Origin of the sequence: Psychrobacillus sp. FJAT-21963 (genome assembly GCF_001420585.1) — a bacterium.
Classification (GTDB): domain Bacteria; phylum Bacillota; class Bacilli; order Bacillales_A; family Planococcaceae; genus Psychrobacillus.
The window spans coordinates 59,866-81,898 of sequence record NZ_LJIY01000006.1; the positions used below are offsets into that span (position 1 = coordinate 59,866).

21 protein-coding genes and 1 other annotated feature are annotated in these 22,033 nt (G+C 36.6%); of the genes, 19 read left to right on the forward strand and 2 right to left on the reverse strand.

The annotated features are described in order from the left end of the window. The first annotated feature begins 17 nt into the window (after positions 1 to 17). The 6 genes from hemC (at position 18) to AN959_RS13890 (ending at position 8,922) form a co-directional block, all read left to right on the forward strand. Positions 18 to 947 carry a hydroxymethylbilane synthase gene (hemC, locus tag AN959_RS13865; protein ID WP_056831517.1) on the forward strand — a complete coding sequence of 310 codons (930 nt, stop codon included), beginning with the start codon at positions 18 to 20 and terminating at the stop codon, positions 945 to 947. Then, positions 940 to 1,704, forward strand: coding sequence for a uroporphyrinogen-III synthase (locus AN959_RS13870; RefSeq protein ID WP_056831518.1), 765 nt, complete (start codon positions 940 to 942; stop codon positions 1,702 to 1,704). The genes hemC and AN959_RS13870 overlap by 8 nt, the downstream gene beginning before the upstream one ends. Beyond that, the gene (gene hemB, locus AN959_RS13875) at positions 1,701 to 2,678 is read left to right on the forward strand and encodes a porphobilinogen synthase (RefSeq protein WP_053588740.1); all 978 of its coding nucleotides are present in this window, start codon (positions 1,701 to 1,703) and stop codon (positions 2,676 to 2,678) included. The genes AN959_RS13870 and hemB overlap by 4 nt, the downstream gene beginning before the upstream one ends. Further along, positions 2,678 to 3,973 carry a glutamate-1-semialdehyde 2,1-aminomutase gene (gene hemL, locus AN959_RS13880; RefSeq protein WP_056831520.1) on the forward strand — a complete coding sequence of 432 codons (1,296 nt, stop codon included), beginning with the start codon at positions 2,678 to 2,680 and terminating at the stop codon, positions 3,971 to 3,973. Before hemB ends, hemL begins: the two co-directional genes overlap by 1 nt. 1,145 nt (positions 3,974 to 5,118) lie before the next feature. Beyond that, positions 5,119 to 5,697, forward strand: a complete 579-nt coding sequence (locus tag AN959_RS13885) for a hypothetical protein (protein WP_056831522.1) — start codon at positions 5,119 to 5,121, stop codon at positions 5,695 to 5,697. A gap of 311 nt (positions 5,698 to 6,008) precedes the next feature. Continuing rightward, positions 6,009 to 6,235: a binding site (T-box leader), on the forward strand. Positions 6,236 to 6,279: 44 nt separating this feature from the next. Then, entirely contained in the window at positions 6,280 to 8,922 is a 2,643-nt protein-coding gene (locus AN959_RS13890) for a valine--tRNA ligase (RefSeq protein WP_056832089.1), read from the forward strand. Positions 8,923 to 9,078: 156 nt separating this feature from the next. Here the strand turns inward: AN959_RS13890 and AN959_RS13895 are convergent, their stop codons facing one another. Further along, positions 9,079 to 9,882: a RimK family alpha-L-glutamate ligase gene (locus tag AN959_RS13895; protein ID WP_056831524.1), complete on the reverse strand. Its 804-nt coding sequence runs from the start codon at positions 9,880 to 9,882 to the stop codon at positions 9,079 to 9,081. Further along, positions 9,879 to 10,760 (reverse strand): RimK family alpha-L-glutamate ligase, encoded by an 882-nt coding sequence (locus AN959_RS13900; RefSeq protein ID WP_056831526.1) that lies wholly within the window; start codon positions 10,758 to 10,760, stop codon positions 9,879 to 9,881. Before AN959_RS13900 ends, AN959_RS13895 begins: the two co-directional genes overlap by 4 nt. Before the next feature lie 164 nt (positions 10,761 to 10,924). Here AN959_RS13900 and AN959_RS22040 point away from each other — a divergent pair, with 164 nt between their 5' ends. The 13 genes from AN959_RS22040 (at position 10,925) to AN959_RS13960 (ending at position 21,989) form a co-directional block, all read left to right on the forward strand. Then, positions 10,925 to 12,067, forward strand: coding sequence for a folylpolyglutamate synthase/dihydrofolate synthase family protein (locus tag AN959_RS22040; RefSeq protein WP_371256568.1), 1,143 nt, complete (start codon positions 10,925 to 10,927; stop codon positions 12,065 to 12,067). Between the two features lie 98 nt (positions 12,068 to 12,165). After that, entirely contained in the window at positions 12,166 to 13,869 is a 1,704-nt protein-coding gene (locus tag AN959_RS13910; RefSeq protein ID WP_056831530.1) for a sensor domain-containing diguanylate cyclase, read from the forward strand. 372 nt (positions 13,870 to 14,241) lie between these two features. Then, positions 14,242 to 14,394, forward strand: a complete 153-nt coding sequence (locus tag AN959_RS21080) for a hypothetical protein (RefSeq protein ID WP_156350801.1) — start codon at positions 14,242 to 14,244, stop codon at positions 14,392 to 14,394. Between the two features lie 15 nt (positions 14,395 to 14,409). Further along, positions 14,410 to 15,165: an A24 family peptidase gene (locus tag AN959_RS13915; RefSeq protein WP_056831532.1), complete on the forward strand. Its 756-nt coding sequence runs from the start codon at positions 14,410 to 14,412 to the stop codon at positions 15,163 to 15,165. Positions 15,166 to 15,252: 87 nt separating this feature from the next. Next, entirely contained in the window at positions 15,253 to 15,894 is a 642-nt protein-coding gene (locus AN959_RS13920; RefSeq protein ID WP_056831534.1) for a hypothetical protein, read from the forward strand. A gap of 94 nt (positions 15,895 to 15,988) precedes the next feature. Beyond that, positions 15,989 to 16,591: a nucleoside triphosphate pyrophosphatase gene (locus AN959_RS13925; RefSeq protein ID WP_056831536.1), complete on the forward strand. Its 603-nt coding sequence runs from the start codon at positions 15,989 to 15,991 to the stop codon at positions 16,589 to 16,591. Next, positions 16,588 to 17,286, forward strand: a complete 699-nt coding sequence (gene radC / locus AN959_RS13930; RefSeq protein WP_056831538.1) for a DNA repair protein RadC — start codon at positions 16,588 to 16,590, stop codon at positions 17,284 to 17,286. Before AN959_RS13925 ends, radC begins: the two co-directional genes overlap by 4 nt. Positions 17,287 to 17,381: 95 nt before the next feature. Next, positions 17,382 to 18,398, forward strand: coding sequence for a rod shape-determining protein (locus tag AN959_RS13935; protein ID WP_053588761.1), 1,017 nt, complete (start codon positions 17,382 to 17,384; stop codon positions 18,396 to 18,398). 16 nt (positions 18,399 to 18,414) lie between these two features. Beyond that, the gene (gene mreC, locus AN959_RS13940) at positions 18,415 to 19,317 is read left to right on the forward strand and encodes a rod shape-determining protein MreC (protein WP_056831540.1); all 903 of its coding nucleotides are present in this window, start codon (positions 18,415 to 18,417) and stop codon (positions 19,315 to 19,317) included. Continuing rightward, on the forward strand, positions 19,314 to 19,841 hold the full coding sequence (mreD, locus tag AN959_RS13945; protein ID WP_056831542.1) for a rod shape-determining protein MreD: 528 nt from the start codon (positions 19,314 to 19,316) through the stop codon (positions 19,839 to 19,841). Before mreC ends, mreD begins: the two co-directional genes overlap by 4 nt. A gap of 36 nt (positions 19,842 to 19,877) precedes the next feature. Further along, the gene (gene minC / locus AN959_RS13950; protein ID WP_053588764.1) at positions 19,878 to 20,549 is read left to right on the forward strand and encodes a septum site-determining protein MinC; all 672 of its coding nucleotides are present in this window, start codon (positions 19,878 to 19,880) and stop codon (positions 20,547 to 20,549) included. A 1-nt stretch (position 20,550) separates the two neighbouring features. Further along, positions 20,551 to 21,351, forward strand: a complete 801-nt coding sequence (gene minD, locus AN959_RS13955; protein WP_053588765.1) for a septum site-determining protein MinD — start codon at positions 20,551 to 20,553, stop codon at positions 21,349 to 21,351. A 92-nt stretch (positions 21,352 to 21,443) separates the two neighbouring features. After that, complete coding sequence (locus AN959_RS13960; RefSeq protein ID WP_056831544.1) at positions 21,444 to 21,989, forward strand: hypothetical protein; 546 nt, start codon at positions 21,444 to 21,446, stop codon at positions 21,987 to 21,989. The last annotated feature ends 44 nt before the right edge of the window (positions 21,990 to 22,033 follow it).

Genomic DNA, 22,033 nt, shown 5'->3' on the forward strand with positions numbered 1-22,033 from the left:
AGAGAGGTAGCGAAGCAATGCGTAAAATTATTGTAGGTTCGAGAAGAAGTAAATTAGCTTTAACCCAAACGAATTGGTTTATTCAGCAAATGAAAGATATGGGTGCACCATTTGAGTTCGAAGTGAAAGAAATCGTAACAAAGGGTGATCAAATATTAGATGTAACTTTATCAAAAGTTGGTGGAAAAGGATTATTTGTAAAAGAAATTGAACAGGCATTGTATGATAAAGAAATTGATTTTGCAGTGCACAGCATGAAGGATATGCCTTCAGTTTTACCACCAGGTCTTGTAATGGGATGTACACCGAAGCGAGTAGACGAGCGAGATGCATTTATTTCTACTGGGCACGTAAAGTTAGCAGATCTTCCAAAAGGTGCGATTGTTGGGACAAGCAGTTTAAGAAGAAGTGCTCAATTATTATTGTTGCGCCCAGATATCGAGATTAAGTGGATACGTGGAAATGTTGATACGAGACTCCAAAAGCTCCAAGACGGTGAGTATGACGCAATTATTTTAGCAGCTGCAGGATTGAAGCGTCTTGGTTGGAGCGACGAAGTAGTAACGGAATACATATCAACAGAAGACTGTGTTCCAGCAGTAGGACAAGGAGCACTTGCAATTGAATGTCGAGAAGATGATGTAGAATTATTGGATGAGCTTAAAAAATTATCTGATCAGGATACATGGAATGCTGTACACGCAGAGCGTGCATTTTTAGCTGCGATGGACGGTGGCTGTCAAGTGCCGATTGCCGGACATGCTGTCATCAATGGCAATGAGATTACAATGACAGGTTTAGTCGCTGCACCAGATGCATCGGTTATTTATAAAGAAGTAGTTACGGGAAAAAATCCTGAAGAAGCAGGCAAAGAAGTAGCGCGTTTAGTTACAGAGCAAGGAGCATATGAACTAATACAAAAAGTAAAGGCAGATTTAAATGTCTAAGGAGATACCTTTACTAGGAGAGAATGTCATATTTACAGGGATTTTAAGGTCTTCCGAGGCTGTCGATCTTACGCTGAAATATGGAGGATACCCAGTAATTGCTCCGCTCATTGCGACCCAGGAGCTTGTTTCTGAAGCTGACGAACATAGGCTACAAGAATGTATCGACTATGATTGGTTTATATTCACGAGTCAAAGTAGTGTGCATGCCTTTCATTCGAAAATGAAAAAGTTTGGGTTACCTCCTTCTGTGATAAAAGCAAAAATTGCAGTAGTCGGTTCAAAAACTGCATGCGCAATTGAATCTATAGGCTTGAGGGTAGACTTTACCCCAACTGTTTTTAGTGCAGATGTTTTTGTAAAAGAATTTCCTGCATTTTCTTTACCTACTGAAACCTGTTTGTTTTTTAAAGGCAGTCTTGCAAAAGATACGATAACAAAAGGTTTAACAAATAAAGTAGATGAGTGGGTTATTTATGAAACAATAGAAGTGGAAGAAAATAAAGAGCATATTCAACATTTAATCGAAAATGAGCCGAATTGCTCCATCATATTTACTAGTCCATCTACCGTGAAAGTATTTCATGAAACTATCGGCGTTCAAACTGGATACGAATCACTTACAGTTTGCGCGATTGGCCATATTACAAAAGAGTATTTGGAAACACTAAGTGCAACAGTTCATGTGATTCCAAAAACCTATACATTAACCGAAGTAATCCATGCATTAGTGGAATGGAAAGGGAGAGAATTATGACAGAATTTCAACGTCATCGTCGTTTAAGAAAAACAGCAGGAATACGAGCAATGGTTAGAGAAACATATTTACATAAAGAGGATTTGATTTACCCGATATTTGTTGCTGAGGGAGAAAATATAAAAAATGAAGTAAAGTCTATGCCTGGTGTATACCAATTTTCAATTGACCGTTTAGCAGAAGAAGTAGATGAAGTAGTAGAACTAGGTATTCCTTCTGTTATTTTATTTGGTCTTCCTCTTGAAAAGGATGAAATCGGTTCACAAGCGTTTCATGACCATGGAATTGTACAAGAAGGTATTCGCTTTATCAAAAATAGACACCCAGAACTTGTTGTCATTGCAGATACATGTTTGTGTGAGTATACCGATCATGGACATTGTGGTGTAGTGGATGCAACGGAACAAATTCTGAATGATCCATCTCTTGATTTATTAGCAAAAACAGCGATTAGTCAAGCAAGAGCAGGCGCAGATATTATTGCACCTTCTAATATGATGGATGGGTTCGTTACAGCAATTCGACAAGGTTTAGACGAAGCTGGCTTTGCTGATGTGCCGATTATGTCATATGCAGTGAAATATGCTTCTGCATACTATGGTCCGTTCCGAGAAGCTGCAGATGGCGCACCTAAATTTGGTGATCGTAAAACATATCAAATGGATTATTCTAATCGTATGGAAGCAATTCGTGAAGCAACATCTGATATCGAAGAGGGAGCAGATTTCCTAATTGTAAAACCAGCACTTTCCTATTTAGATATTATTCGAGATGTAAAGAATAACTTTGATGTTCCAATTGTTGCTTATAATGTTAGCGGTGAGTATGCAATGGTGAAGGCTGCTGCTATCAATGGATGGATTAATGAAAAAGAAACTGTTTTAGAAACTTTAACAGGGATGAAACGTGCTGGAGCAGATATTATTTTAACGTATCATGCAAAAGATGTGGCACGTTGGTTGGAGGAGAAGTAATGACAAAATCATATGACTTATCTAAACAAGCTTTCACAGAAGCTAAAGAATTAATGCCTGGTGGAGTAAACAGTCCAGTTCGTGCATTCAAGTCTGTAGATATGGATCCTATCTTTATGGAAAGTGGTAAAGGAGCTATCCTAAAAGATATCGATGGAAACGAATATATCGATTATGTTTTATCATGGGGACCTCTTATTTTAGGACATGCTGAACCAAATGTTGTAAAAGCAATTCAGCAAGTTGCGGAAGCAGGCACAAGTTTTGGAGCTTCTACACTTATTGAAAACAAACTTGCTAAATTGGTAATGGAACGTGTACCGTCTATCGAAATGGTTCGTATGGTGTCATCAGGAACGGAAGCAACAATGAGTGCTCTTCGTTTAGCGAGAGGGTACACCGGAAAAAATAAAATATTAAAGTTTGAAGGTAGCTACCATGGGCATGGTGATAGCTTACTGATTAAAGCGGGTTCTGGAGTTGCTACACTTGGTTTACCGGACAGTCCTGGTGTTCCTGAGTCCATCGCGAAAAACACGATTGCTGTACCTTATAATGATTTGGAGAGCGTACGTCACGTGTTCGAAAACTTCGGAGACGACTTAGCAGCTGTCATTGTTGAACCAGTTGCAGGTAACATGGGTGTTGTTCCACCAGTCGAAGGATTTTTAGAAGGTCTTCGTGAATTAACAGAACAACATGGTACAGTTTTGATCTTTGACGAAGTAATGACTGGATTCCGTGTAGGATATCATTGTGCGCAAGGTTACTATGGTATTACACCTGATTTAACGTGTTTAGGTAAAGTAATTGGTGGTGGTCTTCCAGTAGGAGCTTTCGGAGGAAAACGTAAAATTATGGAACTGATTGCTCCTAGCGGCCCTGTTTATCAAGCGGGAACTCTTTCTGGTAATCCACTAGCTATGACTGCTGGATTCGAGACGTTATCTCGATTGAACGAAGAATCTTATGCATACTTTACGAAACTTGGTGATTTACTTGAAAAAGGGTTCCGTGAAGCTGCAACAAAATATAACATCCCACATACAGTAAATCGTGCAGGATCAATGATTGGATTTTTCTTGACGAATGAAGATGTTATTAATTTTGATACAGCTAAAACTTCTGACTTGGAGTTGTTTGCAAAATACTTCCGATTAATGGCCGAAGAGGGAATTTATTTACCACCTTCTCAATATGAAGGATTGTTCTTATCAAGTGCTCATACGGAAGAACATATTGAAAAAACAATTGCAGCATTCCATACAGTGTTTGAAAAATTATCAACTAAATAATTTAAAGAAAAGCCTCGCAATCATTTGCGGGGCTTTAGTTATTGATTAATCATATCGTTGATCTACACCTCCGTGCGGACGCTTTCCGCGGGCGGTCCGTGAGTCTCCTCGGGCCAACACGATGTAGGGTGATGTGGTAGTTACCACACGAGGTGGAGTTCTTAGCCTTCGTTCCTTTGTTTGCTCCTGTCGGGTACTCACTAGGACACACTATTCCCGCTAAGTCGCCGCCATTATAAGTGATAGGGCTTAATAATAAGAAATCAATTTTCATTACAAGTAATACACGACCAATGATATCCTTGAACTACACTCCGTGCGGACGCTTTCCGCGGGCGGTCCGTGAGCCTCCTCGTCGCCAGCTCCTGCGGGGTCTCACCTGGACACGCTGTTCCCGCTGGAGTCGCCGCCCTCCGTTTCTATCCACTGAAGGCTATCAAAATAAGATAATTTACTTTAAAGGATACACAATGATAGGTGATGGCGTTTAATAATGAGAAATTTATTTAAATTTAAAGTAATACACAAATCATATCGTTAAATTACACTCCGTGAGGACGCTTTTCGATGGCGGTCCGTGAGCCTCCACAGGCCAAAACGATGTTGGTCATGCAAACGTTGCCGCAGGATGCGGCGAACTTAGATTGTCTTCCCCTCAACTGCGGGGCTTCGTCTAACGCTATTCTCGCAGGAGTGTCACCTTTTTCAACGATTTTCTAAAAATACTAATTGGAAAGATTTAAGTGATAAAAACTTGCACTATTAATGGCATAATGGTTTTCTTATTGTAATGCGGATAATAGTTGTTTGGAGTGAAAGGCGGCGACTCCAGCCGGAATAGCAAATGTTTTCTGCACCGAAAGCGAAGCGGCAGGTGCATGAGCTGAAGACCCTGGACTGAGCATAGCGAAGGAAGCGGCTGAAGCCATGCCGGCGGAACGCGTCCGCCTGGAACGGAAATTAGCTATTTAAAATAAAATTAAGTTTATCTTCTTTATATTTAATAAAATAATGACAAATGGCACCGTATGTGTATCCCTCGATATATTTTTTGTAGATATTCTGTCCTCATAATTATTTTGCGAGCGTTTTTCATATTTCATGAGTTTCTATCATAATTTGTCCTATATGAAGGAGGATGAAAAATGGAAGTGAAAGTATGGGACGTAAAAGAACAGTTTCTTTTTCCAGCGAGTTTTGGTATTCCTAAAGAGATAAAAACAGTTGAAGTAACTCCACAATATGAGCAAAGTGAAACAGAAGATTCGATTCAGATAATGGGGATCTATCACATTACCTGTCATGTTGAATTTGAAGAAGGTGAACATGAGCATCACGCTACAAGCGAATTTACCCAAATCGAGGATTTAGATGTGCAGGGAGAAGTAGGTTATTTCGAATATGCTGTACCGATGAGTGTAGAGATTTCAAAGGATAAAATACAACAAGGGTTTTCCCCTTCTTTAGATGTTCGCCGCGTACATTCTAAAACGACAGATCAAGCAGCTATTGAAATTGCCTGGTCTGTTTATTGTGAATATGAAGCTCCAATGGTAGTTGAAAAAGAAAGTGAAAGAGAAGAATCGGATGAAGTAGAGATGTTAGAGAGTCCAAATAGTGTAGAATCGGAGCTTCAATTTATTTTTGATTTAGATGATGGAATGTCAAAGCTTACGTTTCCATCAAATTATGTCCTTGTAAAGCAAGAAGCAGATGAACAATAGAAAAACAAGTAAAATAAAATCCCAAGTTGTTGGAACAATTAATACACGGATAAGCTGAAAACCACAAATAGGAATAATAATTCCTTTACAATAAAAGCGTGTTTTTCTAAGCCAATCTGGTAACAAGTAAGGGTTATATCCTTTTCTCATTGTATATTCTCCTTTCACGTGACGTGACTTGACGTCATATCATAAGATTAGGTACAATATGAACAAACAATCAAATTCGCCTTGAAGTACAGATTTTTAAACATCTGTGGAATTCTCTAGGCATTAATCTTTTCAACCGAATTGGTGATTTAGATTAAAATATTGATGCTATGAATGGGAAGAGTAAAATGAGTTAGTTATCGAAAGAAAGGAAACAAACTGCTGAAATGTTTCTGTTAACGGCCATTTGAAGGTAGCCCATGAGCAGCTTTTGTGAACTAACAGTAGCAATTGCCGGTTTGAAGCCGTTATCTAATTGAGAGCGTGATGTTATTTTTTGCATCTGCGAATAAAGGTGGTACCGCGAACAAACTCCTTCGTCCTTTAATGACGACAGGAGTTTTTTTATATTCTTTTTTAGGAGGAACACATATGACAAATGAAACAACTATGTCAACGAAGTACGATCCGCAATCGATTGAAAAAGGTCGCTATGAATGGTGGCTCAAAGGGAAATTTTTCGAGGCGCATCCAGAAAGCGCAAAAGATCCTTATACGATTGTGATTCCACCACCGAACGTAACAGGTAAGTTACACCTAGGGCATGCTTGGGATACTACATTACAGGATATTCTAATACGTATGAAACGTATGCAAGGATATGATGCTCTTTGGTTACCTGGTATGGATCATGCTGGTATTGCAACACAAGCAAAAGTAGAAGAAAAACTGCGTTCACAAAATATAACTAGATATGATTTAGGACGCGAAAAATTTGTCGAAGAAACTTGGAAATGGAAAGAAGAGTATGCTGGTCATATTCGCGAGCAATGGGCAAAACTAGGTTTAGGTTTAGACTATTCAAGAGAACGTTTCACATTGGATGAAGGTCTATCGAATGCAGTTAAAGAAGTGTTCGTAAAGCTTTACAATAAAGGTTTGATCTATCGCGGCGAGTATATTATTAACTGGGATCCTGCTACAAAGACTGCTCTTTCTGACATCGAAGTAATCCATAAAGATGTACAGGGTGCATTCTATCATATGCATTACCCACTCGCAGATGGTACTGGCACAATTGATGTTGCAACTACTCGACCTGAAACAATGCTAGGGGATAGTGCAGTTGCAGTGCACCCAGAAGATGAGCGTTATAAACATTTAATAGGTAAAACAGTGATTCTACCAATTACAAATCGTGAAATCCCAATCGTAGGGGATGATTACGTAGATATGGAGTTCGGTAGTGGGGCGGTTAAAATTACACCTGCACATGATCCAAATGACTTTGAAATTGGTAACCGTCATAATTTACAACGTATTTTAGTAATGAATGAAGATGGTACGATGAATAAAAATGCTGCTCAGTACGACGGAATGGACCGCTTTGCATGCCGTAAACAAATCGTGAAAGATTTACAAGACGCTGGTGTTTTATTCAAAATTGAAGAGCACATGCATTCAGTAGGCCACTCGGAGCGAAGTGGAGCAGTTGTTGAACCTTATCTTTCAACTCAATGGTTTGTAAAAATGCAACCATTGGCTGATGAGGCAATTAAATTACAACAAGCAGAAGAAAAAGTAAATTTTGTACCGGACCGTTTCGAAAAAACGTATTTGCAATGGATGGAAAACATTCATGATTGGTGTATTTCTCGTCAATTATGGTGGGGTCATCGAATTCCTGCTTGGTACCACAACGAAACAGGGGAAGTGTATGTTGGACACGAAGCTCCAATAGATGCTGAAAACTGGAGCCAAGATGAAGATGTATTAGATACATGGTTCTCATCTGCTCTTTGGCCATTTTCTACATTAGGTTGGCCAGATGAACAAAACGAAGAATTTAAAAAATATTATCCAACAAATACACTTGTTACAGGATATGATATTATATTCTTTTGGGTTTCACGTATGATTTTCCAAGGAATTGAATTTACAGAAACTCGTCCATTTGATGATGTTTTAATACATGGATTGGTTCGAGCTGAAGATGGACGAAAAATGTCCAAATCTCTTGGTAATGGTGTAGATCCGATGGACATAATTGCGCAGTATGGTGCAGATTCACTCCGTTATTTCTTAAGTACTGGTTCATCTCCAGGGCAAGATTTGCGTTTCTCTACGGAAAAAGTAGAAGCGGTTTGGAATTTTGCTAATAAGATTTGGAATGCATCTCGATTTGCATTGATGAATATGGAAGGATTAACATTTGAAGAAATCAATCTTGACGGTAAAAAATCAGTTGCAGATGCATGGATTTTAACTCGTTTGAATGAAACAATTGAACAAGTAACGAGACTTTCCGACAAATATGAATTTGGTGAAGTAGGTCGTGCACTGTATAACTTCATTTGGGATGATTTCTGTGACTGGTATATTGAAATGTCCAAACTTCCACTAAACGGAGAAGATGAAGAAGCGAAGAAAACGACACGTTCGGTACTAGCATATGTATTAGATAATACTATGCGATTATTACATCCATTTATGCCATTCATAACGGAAGAGATCTGGCAAAACCTTCCGCATGAAGGGGAGTCGATTACACTAGCTGCATGGCCAACTGTGAACGAATCTTTATCCAATAAAGAAGAAGCTGCAAGTATGAAATTACTAGCTGAAATTATCCGTTCTGTTCGTAATATTCGTGCAGAAGTACAAACACCGATGAGTAAAAAGGTGCCATTGTACATTTCAGCAAAAGATACAGACACATTGGCAGTATTAGAAGCAAATGCGAAATATTTGGAGCGTTTTTGTAATCCAGAGCCGTTAGTAATCGGTCAAGGTATTGAAGCGCCAGGTCAATCGATGTCTGCAGTTGTAACAGGAGCAGAATTATTCTTGCCATTACAAGGATTAATCGATATCGAAGCAGAAAAGGCTCGTTTAGAAAAAGAACTTGAAAAATGGACAAAAGAAGTGAAGTTAGTTCAAGGAAAGCTATCGAATGAACGCTTCGTTTCCAAAGCACCAGAAGCTGTTGTTGCAGAAGAGCGTGCAAAAGAACAAGATTATATAGAAAAACAAGCTACGGTTTTAAAACGATTAGAAGAACTTAAAAACATGTAATTTAAAGAAGAGAGTGTCGATTGATTATTAATCGACACTCTCTTTTATTATGACTGAAATTGGAGGACTGCATTTAGTGGGAATTATGAATGCTTCCGTTGGAATATTGAATAGTCTAGTTAAATAACAGAAAAAAGAGTGAGCTAAAAACTCGGCTCACTCTTTTTCTTTTAATTTCTTATTAATATATTCCATGATTGGTATGGCAATATCTTTATTAGTAGTAGCAAAATAAGATCTTGCACCAACCGGATCTTCTATTTCATTAAACAACCAACTACCATCAGGCAGTAAGAGAAAGTCTATGCCAATGTAATCGCTTTTTAATGCTTTAGCTATTTTTTCCACATCTTTAATTTGTGCACTACTTAAATCGTATTTTTCTACGGTACCACCGAGAGTATAATTTGATTTAAAACTGTCTTCTGCACCAGTTCGTTTTACTGCTCCGACTACTTCTGATCCAAGCATAAATACTCGGACATCCGTTGCATTTGTTTCAATATACTTTTGTGCAATAATCGTTTTAGAATCATGCGCACGAATAAAGACATTTGCATGATCTTTCGTATGGCATAATTCTACCTGTGACCCACCATGACCATCGATTGTTTTTATGACAACAGGGTAATGAGAGATATCTGTTATTGTCTTTATTTTTCTAGTAGGCACAGTTTGAATTCCTAGTAGCTGAACAAGCTGAATGGCTTTCCATTTATCGTTCGCAATTACATTCACTTCCGCGCGATTAAACATTGGAATATCCCTTTGTTCTAACTGCTTAGAAAGTTGAGGGTTCCTTGCTCTGAAAAAGACGAAATCTGCATCTGGAATAGAGGAACTTCGATCATCTATTATAGTCATGGAAAGACCATGTTTTTCTCCAGCATTTATTAACCGTTCTATAAAGCTTCTATTTCTTTCAATTTCATGTAACTCATAAACTAGTAAGCCTTTCATATTAGAACTGTTCCTACTTTTGATAATGCATAGCTAATCATAGCATCTCCAACATTAATACCGGTCACATTATAAATGTTACGAATATGGGCTACTCCATTTACTTCACATACAAGTGGTTCTTCATCTTCACCAAATAATAAATCTACTCCTGCGAACTCTGCATTTAGCGCCTGAGCAGCATGTATAGCCACTTCTTTTTGTCTTTCTGTAAGTTCTATTTGAGAGGCAGTTCCACCATTTGTAATATTTGCACGAAAATCTGTTTCGGAATGACGATGCATACAAGCGATTACCTGTCCGCCTACGACATTAACTCGAATGTCACGTCCTCTACTATTTTCAATAAACTCTTGAAAAACATATTCTTTTCCATTAAGTTCTTCAACTTTTTCAAAAAACTGTTCCTTTGTTTCTATTAGATAGACTTTAAAACCAAAAGAGCCATGTGCTTCTTTTATTATCATAGGTAATTTAATAGTTTCTAAAACTTGTTCATAAAAACCAGTATGTTGAATTGTAAAGTCCGTGTACACTTTTGGTGCAATGATTGTACGAGGCATTGGGACTTGTGCTTTGGCAAGTAACATATACTGGCGTGCTTTGTTATCACATATTTCAATTATATCGGGATCATTAAAAACAGGAATGCCTTCATTTTTGAGAAACTTTGCAAGCAAAATGTCTTTATCTAAAAAGATGACAAAATCTGGTCTAGTATCCCTTAATCCTAGCTGGACGTCCATTAATAATTCGTAATTCTTTACTAATGTTGCTTGTATGCCTTGTTTAATTGCTGCTTCTTGAAGAAGAAGGGCCTGGTCGATAAATTTTTCATCTGTAAGACTTCCGTTGTATACAATCCAACATGTTTGCATAATGATTGACCTCCGCTAGTGCGTGATATAATAGTGTTTATAAAGAAGTTTAGCACGAAATTATATGAGAAGGAATAGGGTGAACGACGTGGAAATAAATAATTTTNTATAAAAATAAATGGAATATTAAAAGTGAATCTATTATAAAACCTGGGTTAGATTCCATAAAGAAAGCACTAGAGAAGCTTGATAATCCTCAAAATAAACATAAAACCATTCATGTTGCAGGTACGAATGGGAAAGGATCTACCATTGCATTTATGAGAGCTATCGCAAAGGAACACGGTTTATGCTACGGATCCTTTACTTCACCAAGTATTATTGATGTGCATGACCAAATCCAATTAAACGGTATAAATGTTAAGCCAGAACAAATGGATATGGCATTCGAAAAGATGCAACGAGCTAATTTAAGCGGAATGCTTACTGATTTTGAATTACTAACAGTTGCAGCATTCTTAGTTTTTGAAACTGAAACATTGGATATTGTATTTATAGAGGCTGGTATGGGTGGAAGATTTGATAGTACAAACGTATTTCAAAAATCGTTAGCTGTAATACCTAGTATTTCAATCGATCATACAAACTTTTTAGGAGATACAATTGAAAAAATTAGTTGGCATAAGGCAGGAATATTGAAGGAAGATAGCAAATTAATTATAGGGCAATTAGAGCCACAAGCAAAAACTGTTTTTCTTCAAGAAGCACTTGAAAAGAAGGGTGTAATTATTGAATATGGTAATGATTTTATTGTACATAATAATTCGTATTCATATGACAAGACTGTTTTTAATGGATTACATCCGAGTATGCTAGGGAACCATCAGAAATCAAATATGGCTATAGCAATAACTGCACTTTTGGAAAGTAGTTTCCCATTAGATGAAAGTAAAGTTCAATTGGCTGTTAAACATGCTCGAATGCAAGGAAGAATGGAGAGAATAGAGGAAAATCTATATTTTGATGGTGCTCATAACAAAGCGAGTATTGATTCATTGGTAGAAACGATTAAATCTAATTTCCCACATAAAAATATTCATTTTATTGTAGGTATTCTAAAAGACAAAGATTATATATATATGTTGAGAAAATTAGAAAAAATAGGTTCATCTTTTGAATTTGTACAATTCCATCATGAACGGGCATTACCGCCTAGTGAATTATATAAACACTGTTTACACGATGATAAACGTATTACTAAAGATATGGAAGAATTTTTGTTTAAAAATATTCAAAATAATGATGTTACTATTGTCACAGGTTCGTTGTATTTTATTTCAGAGTTAAGATTAAAAACAGGTAAATAGTAGTTGAAATTTTCAGAGATTTAAGTGATATAATTTAGTCAATCGGTTAATAAGCTAATAGTAACAGATAAATTTTTTAGGGGGAGAATAATAGTCCTATGAATATATCAGTAAAAGCCAAAAGAAATATTTTCATATTGTGGTTATTAGTCGTACCTTTAGGGTCTTTTTTAGTTTATCGATATGCTCCAAGTAGGCATGTTGAATGGGATGCTTATTTAATCCTCTTGTTATTAGTTTTATTAACAACTAGTTTTCCATTTTATATCTCAGGTAATACAATGTTTCTTAGTCAATGGGTTTCTCTAGCCGCATTTTTGAATTATGGGATATTTGCCGAACTGGTTCTTATGCAATTGTGTTTAATACCGATTGCTTTTCATATGAAAGTTAACAAAGATAATTTTTATCGCATCGCGTTTAGCTCTTTCATGTTCTTCATTATTTCGGTGGTCTGCGGTACTGTTGTACATTTTCTTGGTTACAATTTAGGGTCCCTAGTAGTACAAGATGTTCTTCTCTTTGGTACAATTTACGCTCTTTGTGATGTCATTTTAAATCATGCAATCATTTATTTAAGAAATTCTTCGTTTGGAACCAATCCAAAATTATTGGACGAGTCTACCGTATGGGATATTGTAGGATTAACGATTACATTACCTTTTGGGATAAGCTTATATTTTTTAGAGAGCTATGTAGGTACTATAGCATTTGTTCTTTTAGGCTTGCCTTTTTTAATGATTACGCTTTTAGTTCGTTTATATAGCACCTCCGAGAAAGTAAATGCGGATCTTAATAAAGCGAGTCAATTTGGACATGAGCTTGCAGAACGAATGACTGGTAAAGAGATAATTGATTTGTTCATGGAGCGTATTACAAAGATGTTCCCCATCGATTCAGCCTATATAGTCGATGATTTATATGGTAAATTTCAAATATTACGTGCAAGAGAAGATGGAGAAAATGTGGAACTATTTTTTGCGCCAGAAGATCTAGATAGTACTCTTGCAGGTATCATCTATAAAAAAGGGATTCCAACCTTATATGACAAACAAAGCGAATGGATTGAAATGAAACCACCATTTCTTGCAACTGATATGCAAAGTGTAATGTGCGTACCCATCTATCGAAATCAAAAAATAGAAGGTGTTCTAGTGCTTGCTTCACGTAAAAAATACGCTTTTGAGGCATACCAACTAAAAATGGTTCATTTATTATGTTCATATTTTGCGGTTTCTGTGGAAAAAGCAAAGTATGTAAGAGAGGCATTGGCAAGAAGTGAACGGTGCGAGTTAACGGGTTTATATAATTACAGGTATTTAGACAAACGATTGGAATACTTTATGGAGAAATTAACTCTTGGTGAATATAAAACGGTGTCATTAATTATGATGGACATTGATCATTTTAAATCCGTCAATGATACATACGGACACCACAGCGGAAACATGATTTTAAAAGAGTTTGCTAATGTAATCAGTACTGAAATTGGTTCAAATGGAACAGTTGCAAGGTATGGAGGAGAAGAATTTGTCATCTTACTTCCTAACTATACGAAAGTAGAAGCAACCAATATTGCTGAACGATTAAGACGAAAAATTGAACAAAACCCATTTGTCGTACAGTTAGATTTAGATGTAGTTTCGCGGGAAGAAATTATCTTTTTAACAGCCAGCATCGGAGTTTCCACTGCTCCTGAAGATAGCGATGAAGGAATGTCACTGCTTCGAAATGCAGACCGTGCATTATATATTGGTGCGAAGCAAGCGGGTAGAAATAAAGTTGCGGAATATGTGAAATAGAAGAATGAGAAAAGAGAATCTTAGTTTAAGAAGATTCTCTTTTTTATGTGTTTATGCAAGTGTCTTTAGATTTAGAGTATCAAATAAAAATCTCCGATGGTAAAATAGTATTAATATAACTAGCTGTGCTTATGCTGAAAATAATATAGTATAGTTATATTCTTACACTTTTGCTTTTAAATACATATTTGCGAAATTATAAATTTGAGGAATCATGGATGTGCAAGTACAGGAGATTACTAATTTTGACCCACCATGCAGTACGGAAGAAAGTTCAACTATAGATTTTGATATTCAATCTCGTTACTCTGCTACCATAAGCCTGAATTATTTAGTGATAAGAAGTCGGGTTTCCTCATTATAGTTGCTCTAGTGTTTGTCATTATTGGTGCAATCTATTATTTTCTGATATATCCTCTCAAGGAAGAAAAACAATTAAAAGAAGTAACTGTCAGTAGTGTTCGAACAGAGGTAGCTGTTTTACAAACAGAATTAGCCTCTTCTGAAGTAGAAAGTGATGAGTAATAAGGAGCTAACTAAATGGAAATCGTCCTAACAATATTATTTTTCAAATATGGTCTAATTTTTGGCTCGTTTTTCAATGTAGTTGGATTACGTATTCCAAAAGGGGAATCCATTGTTCGACCGCCATCTCATTGTACTGTTTGTAATCGGAAACTCACTGCTCGTGATTTGATGCCTGTCCTTTCCTATTTGTTTTTACAAGGGAAATGTGGAAGTTGTGGGACGAAGATTCATTGGATGTATCCTGTGATGGAACTTGTCACTGGCCTCTTATTTGCTTTTGCTTTTACTCAACTTGGCTTCAATTTAGAGTTGATTTTGGCCATCTTATTTATTTCTTTACTAGTCATTATTACTGTATCGGATATTGCCTATATGCTTATACCTGATAAGATTCTTTTGTTTTTTTTAGTTCCTTTGATTGTTGCAAGAATCTTCTCCCCTCTAACACCTTGGTGGGATAGTATTGTGGGAGCTGTAATTGGATTTGGTATATTATTTTTAATTGCTGTATTGTCGAAAGGTGGTATGGGCGGAGGGGATATTAAATTATTTTTTGTCATCGGAGTAGTTTTAGGGACGATGCATACGCTCTTAACACTTTTTTTGGCTTCTCTTATAGGTGCAGTTGTGGGTGTGATCTCTTTAAGAATAGCTAAAAAAGGTAGGAAAACACCCATACCTTTTGGACCTTCCATTGCGATTGCTGCTATTATTACCTATTTTTTTGGCGATACCCTTGTCGATTGGTATGTGAATATGTTTTTTTAACTCGATAAGTTTTTTGGACGAGCCGACATAGGTCTCGTCTTTTTTTAATTACTTAATGATAAGGTTGTGGGTAAAAGGGGTGAGCACATGCCGATTAGAAGGAGGAACCCGAGAAAAAAAGTAATACTGGCGGGTATACAGGGATTAGTTATCGGAGTTGTAGGAGTGTTGTTATTTGGTTTTATTTTAAACATGTCGAATGATAAAAAAGTGGAAGAACAAGCCCAAGAACAAGTTTCTACACCTACGAACGAGAAAGAAACAGATGAGAAAGTAGAAGTTACTGGGGAAGCTGCTCTACCATTTAAAGCGAAGCAGTACGGTATGTTTACTTCTAAGGAAAGTGCAATGTCCTTTATAAGCACTCAACCTAGTCTTGAAAAAGCAAGTATCGTAAGAGTAGGAAACGAATTTTATGTGTGGAGTGAACTTTTTGTAAATGAGGTAAGTACAAGCGAGGGTGATGTTCTACCCACGTTTCTAAAAACGATTAATATTTCCACAAATGCTTGTGCAGATCCAAAAGTAAAAAATATCATCAATATATTACAGGAAGAAAAACTATCAAAAAATTATTTTGACTCTATAGCCAAAAAAGAAAATTATCCAGATGACATGATGAAAATAGTGACTGCTGTATCAACGTTTTCGGATGTTTCCTCGGTAATTAGACTACATGTATTTACGCATTATTTAGAGCAAAACGATTGCTTAAAATTGAATTTTTGATAGTTAAAAGTAATCAAAATTGAATTGTAATGGATTTATACACAATTTCCCTTTGTTCTAATCTTTTGTATCCTAATATAAAGGGGGAATAAGAATGAATCTTATTACAAAAGATAAACTAATTTTAGCAAGTGAGTCACCTAGAAGAAAAGAACTTTTTAGTAAATTAGGTGTACCATTTGAAATCCAGCCAGCTGGGGTTAATGAAGAGCTCGAGGGTTTATATGAACCAGAGGAATTTGCTATAGCCATTGCAGATCTAAAAGCGAATGATATTGCACAGAAAAATCCAGGAGCAATCATAATTGCTGCTGATACAACTGTTCGAATAGGAAAGGCATTATTAACGAAGCCAACAAACAATGCGCAGGCGGTAAAGTTTCTCAAGCTTCTGTCAGGAAAGGTTCATCATGTAATTACTGGTGTTTCTATTGTGGGGCCAGATCTTAATCTTGCATTTGCAGAAACTACTTTAGTTAAATTTTATGAGTTATCTGATGAAGAAATTAATGCATATGTTGAATCTGGTGATCCATTGGATAAAGCAGGTGGATATGGAATCCAAACGATGGGAGGACTTTTTGTTGAAAAGATTCAAGGTGATTATAATAATGTTGTAGGTCTTCCTATAAGCCGGTTATATCAAACGCTCTTGAAGCTTGGGGTAATAGAATTCGCGAGGGAGACGTCTAAATGACTGTAGATTTAACTCCAACGTTAATGATTCGTGATGTCCATATTGCAGATCGCCCTCGAGAAAGATTAATAAGACAAGGGGCACAAAGCTTGTCCAACCAAGAATTAATAGCTATCTTGCTTCGTACCGGTACGAAGCAAGAGTCTGTGCTGCACTTAGCAAATCGTGTCCTCCATTTTATCGAACAAATTCAAGAATTAAAAAATGCTACGCTAGAAGAAATTATGTCAGTAAAAGGCATAGGTCAAGCGAAAGCTGTCCAGTTACTTGCAGCGGTTGAGTTAGGTCGAAGATTATCTCAGCAAAAAACAGATGAAAAGTTTACCATTCGTTCTCCAAAAGATGCCGCAACATACTTAATGCATGATATGACTTCATTAACGCAAGAGCATTTTGTCGTTTTGTTTTTGAATGTTAAAAATCAAATTCTCCATAAACAGACAATCTTCATCGGTTCGCTTAATGCTTCGATTGTTCATCCACGAGAGATTTTCCGCGAAGCTGTAAAAAGATCAGCTGCTTCCATTATATGTGCACATAATCACCCTTCTGGTAATCCATCTCCATCCTCAGAAGATATTGACGTTACAAAGAGATTGCTAGAGGCTGGACAGATTATCGGTATCGATTTACTGGATCATGTTATTATAGGTGATCATCAATTTATTAGTTTAAAAGAAAAGGGGTACATGTGACACTGTGCATTTTCCTTTCTTTCCGTTATAATGGGAGTTATGACTTTGAATCATTTAAATGAAACTTGCGTTAGATGGAAAGGGAGTAAAAAATAGTGTTTGGATTTGGATCTAGAGATGTAGGGATTGATTTAGGAACAGCGAATACGCTTGTTTTTATTAAAGGGAAGGGTATTGTGTTAAGAGAGCCTTCTGTAGTTGCTAAAAATGTACAAAATGGTGCAATTGTTGCAGTTGGTAATGATGCGAAAAATATGATCGGCCGTACACCGGGCTCAATCGTAGCTATTCGTCCAATGAAAGATGGGGTAATCGCAGATTTTGATACAACTTCTGCGATGATAGAATATTATTTGAAAAATGCTATGAAAGCATCTGGTATGTCTTGGAGCAAACCGAATGTGATGATATGTGTGCCTTATGGTATTACTTCTGTGGAACAACGTGCTGTAATAGATGCTGCTAAACAAGCAGGAGCTCGTGATGCATTAACGATAGAAGAACCTTTTGCAGCTGCAATAGGATCCAACTTACCTGTATGGGAACCTACTGGAAGTATGGTCGTTGATATAGGTGGAGGTACGACGGAAGTAGCTGTAATTTCACTTGGTGGTATTGTGACGAGTGAGTCTGTTCGAGTTGGTGGCGATGCAATGGACCAGGCGATTACTAGTTATGTCCGTAAAACGTATAACCTAACGATTGGTGAACGTACTGCGGAAGCGATAAAAATCGAAATAGGATCTGCTAGAGTCACAACAGAGGAAGATACGATGGATATTCGTGGACGAGACCTCGTAACAGGCTTACCTAAAACGATTGATATCTCTTCAAAAGAAATTTCCAACGCACTTCGTGAATCGATTGCGGCTATTATCGATGGAGTGAAGAAAACACTTGAACAAACACCTCCTGAATTATCTGCTGACGTAATGGAGCGTGGTATTATGCTTACAGGTGGTGGAGCACTACTTAAAAATTTAGATAAAGTAATTAGTGAACAGACCAATATGCCTGTATTTATTGCGGAAAATCCTTTAGATTGTGTTGCTATTGGTACTGGTAAAGCACTTGATCATATGGGATTATTAAAACGTCAACAAACGAAATAATAAGGGGAAGTGAGCCATGCCACAATTTTTTTCAAATAAGCGATTAATATTGCTGCTTGTAGGGATGATATTTCTTGTGGCACTCATCAGCTTTTCTTTGCGCGATCGGAATCATGCATCTATGCCAGAACAACTTATTAAAGATGTGGTCGGCCTTGGACAATCCTTTTTTTCCAAGCCGACTCAGTATGTTACTGGTGTTTTTAATAATGTAGAATCACTACTTAATACATATGATGAAAACAAACGATTGAAAGCAAGATTAGAGGATTATGCCTCCTTACAAGCAGAAGTCAATGATTTAGAAAATGAAAATCAGAAGTTACGAGATATTGTTGATAAAGAAGAGGATCTTCGAGCTTATAATCCAATTCAAGCAACTGTTATCGCAAGAAATCCGGACCAATGGGAAGAAAAGATTATTATTGATAGAGGAGAATTACATGGAATAGAAGTGAACATGGCTGTTATGACTTCTCAAGGACTAATTGGGAAAGTCATTTTAACTACACCCTACACCTCTACTGTTGAACTTTTATCTACACAAAATCCAAACTACCGAGTGTCCGCGGTTATATCAGATAAAGAAGAGGTTTTTGGATTAATAGAAGGCTATGATGAAAAGCGAAAAGAGCTTATTTTGAAGCGAATAGATTCTGATTTTGATGTGAAAAAAGGTCAAAAAGTTACAACTTCTGGACTAGGTGGAATCTTTCCAAAGGGTATATTAATCGGAGAAGTGACTGAAGTGACGACAGACGATTATGGATTGACAAAACTAGCGTATATTAAACCAGCAGCCAACTTTTCTATTTTAGACCACGTGATTATTTCTAAGCGTTCAATGTCTACATTTGATGGAACGGATGGAGAAAATACCGAGAGGGATTTAACAGAAGGCGCAGGGGACGGCTCATGATTCGTTTTTTAGTTATTATCATTTCGGTTCTATTATTTTATATGGAACCGATTTTTGGACTTTTCTCACCAATAGAAATAAATGGGGATTTCTTTGTTTTGGTTCCTCGCTTCTTAATCATGTACTTAATTTTTGTATCCATATATTATGACCGAAAACGTGCCATGTTATTTGGATTGTTTTTTGGACTCTTGTACGATGTCTTTTTCATTGATATTATTGGATTATATTCTTTTATTTATCCATTAATGTGTTTAGTTGCTAGTTTAGTTGTAAAATATGTTCATCAGCATTTATTGGTGGCTACAGTTTTAACACTAATTTTAGTAGCGGTTGTAGAGTTATTATTGTTTTTCTTTTATACTTTTATCGGTATAAAAAGTATGACATTTGTAGATTTTTATAAATTTAATCTTCTCCCAACAATGATTGCTAATTTTGTTTTCCTAGCAATGTTCGGGTGGGGATTTAAATACATTCTTCTAAATCGGTTTAATCAAAAGGCGTTATTAATGCAAAAATAAAGCTTTACGGTAGACAGTGGATCTGAGGTGACTTGATTGACAAAAAAGCAGTTAATATCGATTAAAGGAACGAAAGAGGGCCTTGTATTACGGCTAGACGATCAGTGTTCATATGCAGAGCTTTTAGAAGAGTTAGCCAAAAAGGTTTCGGATGAAGGTTTTGAAGGTCAAGCTGAAGTGCTTTTACAACTTGGAAATCGTTATTGCAACGACGAACAGGCCAAAGAAATTATTAACTGTGTAGAACAAACAGAACATCTTCGAGTTACGAAGATTCAAAGTGAAGTAATGACTGTAGAAGAATGCAACAAAAAATTGCTAGAAAATCAGTCAGAAACTTATGTAGGTATAGTAAGGTCTGGTCAGGTAATTACTGCTTTAGGTGACTTAGTGGTAATTGGTGACGTTAATCCCAACGGAAGAGTAGTTGCTGGTGGGAATGTCTTTGTATTAGGTAGACTAAAAGGGATTGCACATGCTGGCTCTAATGGTAAAAGAGATGCTGTCATTGCAGCATCTTGGTTAGAGGCAACGCATTTAATAATTGATAATGTAGTAGAAACGATGACAGACGAGTTAAGTGTTTTATCGGAGCAACCAGAAATGGAATGTGCTTATTTACATACAAATGGATCAATAGCAATAGATCGCTTACAAGAACTTAGATTAATAAGACCGAATCTATCGACATTTAAAGGAGGAAGCTAATGTGGGAGAAGCAATCGTAATAACTTCTGGTAAAGGTGGGGTAGGTAAAACAACTACAACTGCAAACCTTGGAACTGCATTGGCTCTTCAAGGGAAAAAAGTTTGTTTAATGGATACAGATATCGGTTTGAGAAATTTAGACGTTGTGCTTGGACTTGAAAATAGAATTATTTATGATTTAGTAGATGTTGTGGAAGGTCGTTGCAAAATTCATCAAGCGTTAGTGAAAGATAAACGTTTTGAGGATAAATTATATTTATTGCCAGCTGCCCAAACAACTGATAAAAATGCGGTAACACCTGAGCAGATGAAAGAACTCGTAACAGAATTGAAACGAGATTACGAATATGTATTAATTGATTGCCCTGCTGGTATTGAGCAAGGATATAAAAATGCAATAGCTGGTGCTGACAAAGCAATAGTTGTTACTACACCTGAAATTTCTGCAGTCCGTGACGCAGATCGAATCATCGGTTTATTAGAACAGGAGGAATCGATTGATCCACCTAAGCTAATTATTAACCGTATCCGTCAACATTTAATGACGAAAGGTGAAGCACTCGATATTAATGAAATAACTACGCATTTATCTATTGATTTATTAGGAATTGTAGCAGACGATGAAAGTGTTATCACCTCTTCCAATAAAGGGGAACCGGTTGTAATGGATCCATCAAATAGAGCGGCACTAGGTTACCGTAATATTGCCCGCCGAATCCTTGGGGAGTCTGTACCTTTGATGTCTATGGACATGCCTAAAAAAGGTGTTATGTCTAAACTTAAATCTATATTTTCTAAATAATATTCGGCCGGCTTCCAAATAATTTGGAAGTCGGTTTTATTTTGTTCATGAATTTGTCCTAGCCATCATACATTCCTACTAGGGGGAATGTTATGCTATCGAGAAAAAAATGGATGCTCGCATTTGTATTTGTCATACTATTTTTTGCGTTATCTAAATTTGAAAAGAGTGATGTACTATCAACCAATTACTCTACTACACTACTGGAACCACAAAAGCCAAGTGAAGTTTATAAAAAAATAATGACTTGGGTAAATCAACCGGATGAAGTAATAAGTGTTAGTTCACCTGTTACAACTCCTCCATTAATTGAATATAAATCAATTCAACCTTTTGAAGAGGGAGCTATTTTATCTATTAATGATTCTCAAGAGCTCTTTGCTGCGGAAAATGGCTTAATCATATTTACAGGTTATACAAAAAAGACAGGAAAGACCCTATCTATTTTGTATGATACTGGAGAAACTGCGACATTTGGTTTTTTAGAAGAGTTCAATCAATTACCTTATACTACGATCAATACTGGAGATATTTTTGCAACTGTTGCTAGCAACTTGCTATATGTTAAAGTAGAACAAGATGGGGAGATACTAGATACAACGGAACTAGTGGAATGGCTATCATCTGAAGATGAATAAAAAAATGTATAGAGTACATCCCGTTATGATACCTTTTTTTATAT

Excerpts from the sequence above, each read along its gene's own strand:
- hemC (WP_056831517.1), top strand. The coding sequence starts at position 18 with ATGCGTAAAATTATTGTAGGTTCGAGAAGAAGTAAATTAGCTTTAACC.
- AN959_RS13870 (WP_056831518.1), top strand. The coding sequence starts at position 940 with ATGTCTAAGGAGATACCTTTACTAGGAGAGAATGTCATATTTACAGGG.
- hemB (WP_053588740.1), top strand. The coding sequence starts at position 1,701 with ATGACAGAATTTCAACGTCATCGTCGTTTAAGAAAAACAGCAGGAATA.
- hemL (WP_056831520.1), top strand. The coding sequence starts at position 2,678 with ATGACAAAATCATATGACTTATCTAAACAAGCTTTCACAGAAGCTAAA.
- AN959_RS13885 (WP_056831522.1), top strand. The coding sequence starts at position 5,119 with ATGGAAGTGAAAGTATGGGACGTAAAAGAACAGTTTCTTTTTCCAGCG.
- AN959_RS13890 (WP_056832089.1), top strand. The coding sequence starts at position 6,280 with ATGACAAATGAAACAACTATGTCAACGAAGTACGATCCGCAATCGATT.
- AN959_RS13895 (WP_056831524.1), bottom strand. The coding sequence starts at position 9,882 with ATGAAAGGCTTACTAGTTTATGAGTTACATGAAATTGAAAGAAATAGA.
- AN959_RS13900 (WP_056831526.1), bottom strand. The coding sequence starts at position 10,760 with ATGCAAACATGTTGGATTGTATACAACGGAAGTCTTACAGATGAAAAA.
- AN959_RS13910 (WP_056831530.1), top strand. The coding sequence starts at position 12,166 with ATGAATATATCAGTAAAAGCCAAAAGAAATATTTTCATATTGTGGTTA.
- AN959_RS13915 (WP_056831532.1), top strand. The coding sequence starts at position 14,410 with ATGGAAATCGTCCTAACAATATTATTTTTCAAATATGGTCTAATTTTT.
- AN959_RS13920 (WP_056831534.1), top strand. The coding sequence starts at position 15,253 with ATGCCGATTAGAAGGAGGAACCCGAGAAAAAAAGTAATACTGGCGGGT.
- AN959_RS13925 (WP_056831536.1), top strand. The coding sequence starts at position 15,989 with ATGAATCTTATTACAAAAGATAAACTAATTTTAGCAAGTGAGTCACCT.
- radC (WP_056831538.1), top strand. The coding sequence starts at position 16,588 with ATGACTGTAGATTTAACTCCAACGTTAATGATTCGTGATGTCCATATT.
- mreC (WP_056831540.1), top strand. The coding sequence starts at position 18,415 with ATGCCACAATTTTTTTCAAATAAGCGATTAATATTGCTGCTTGTAGGG.
- mreD (WP_056831542.1), top strand. The coding sequence starts at position 19,314 with ATGATTCGTTTTTTAGTTATTATCATTTCGGTTCTATTATTTTATATG.
- AN959_RS13960 (WP_056831544.1), top strand. The coding sequence starts at position 21,444 with ATGCTATCGAGAAAAAAATGGATGCTCGCATTTGTATTTGTCATACTA.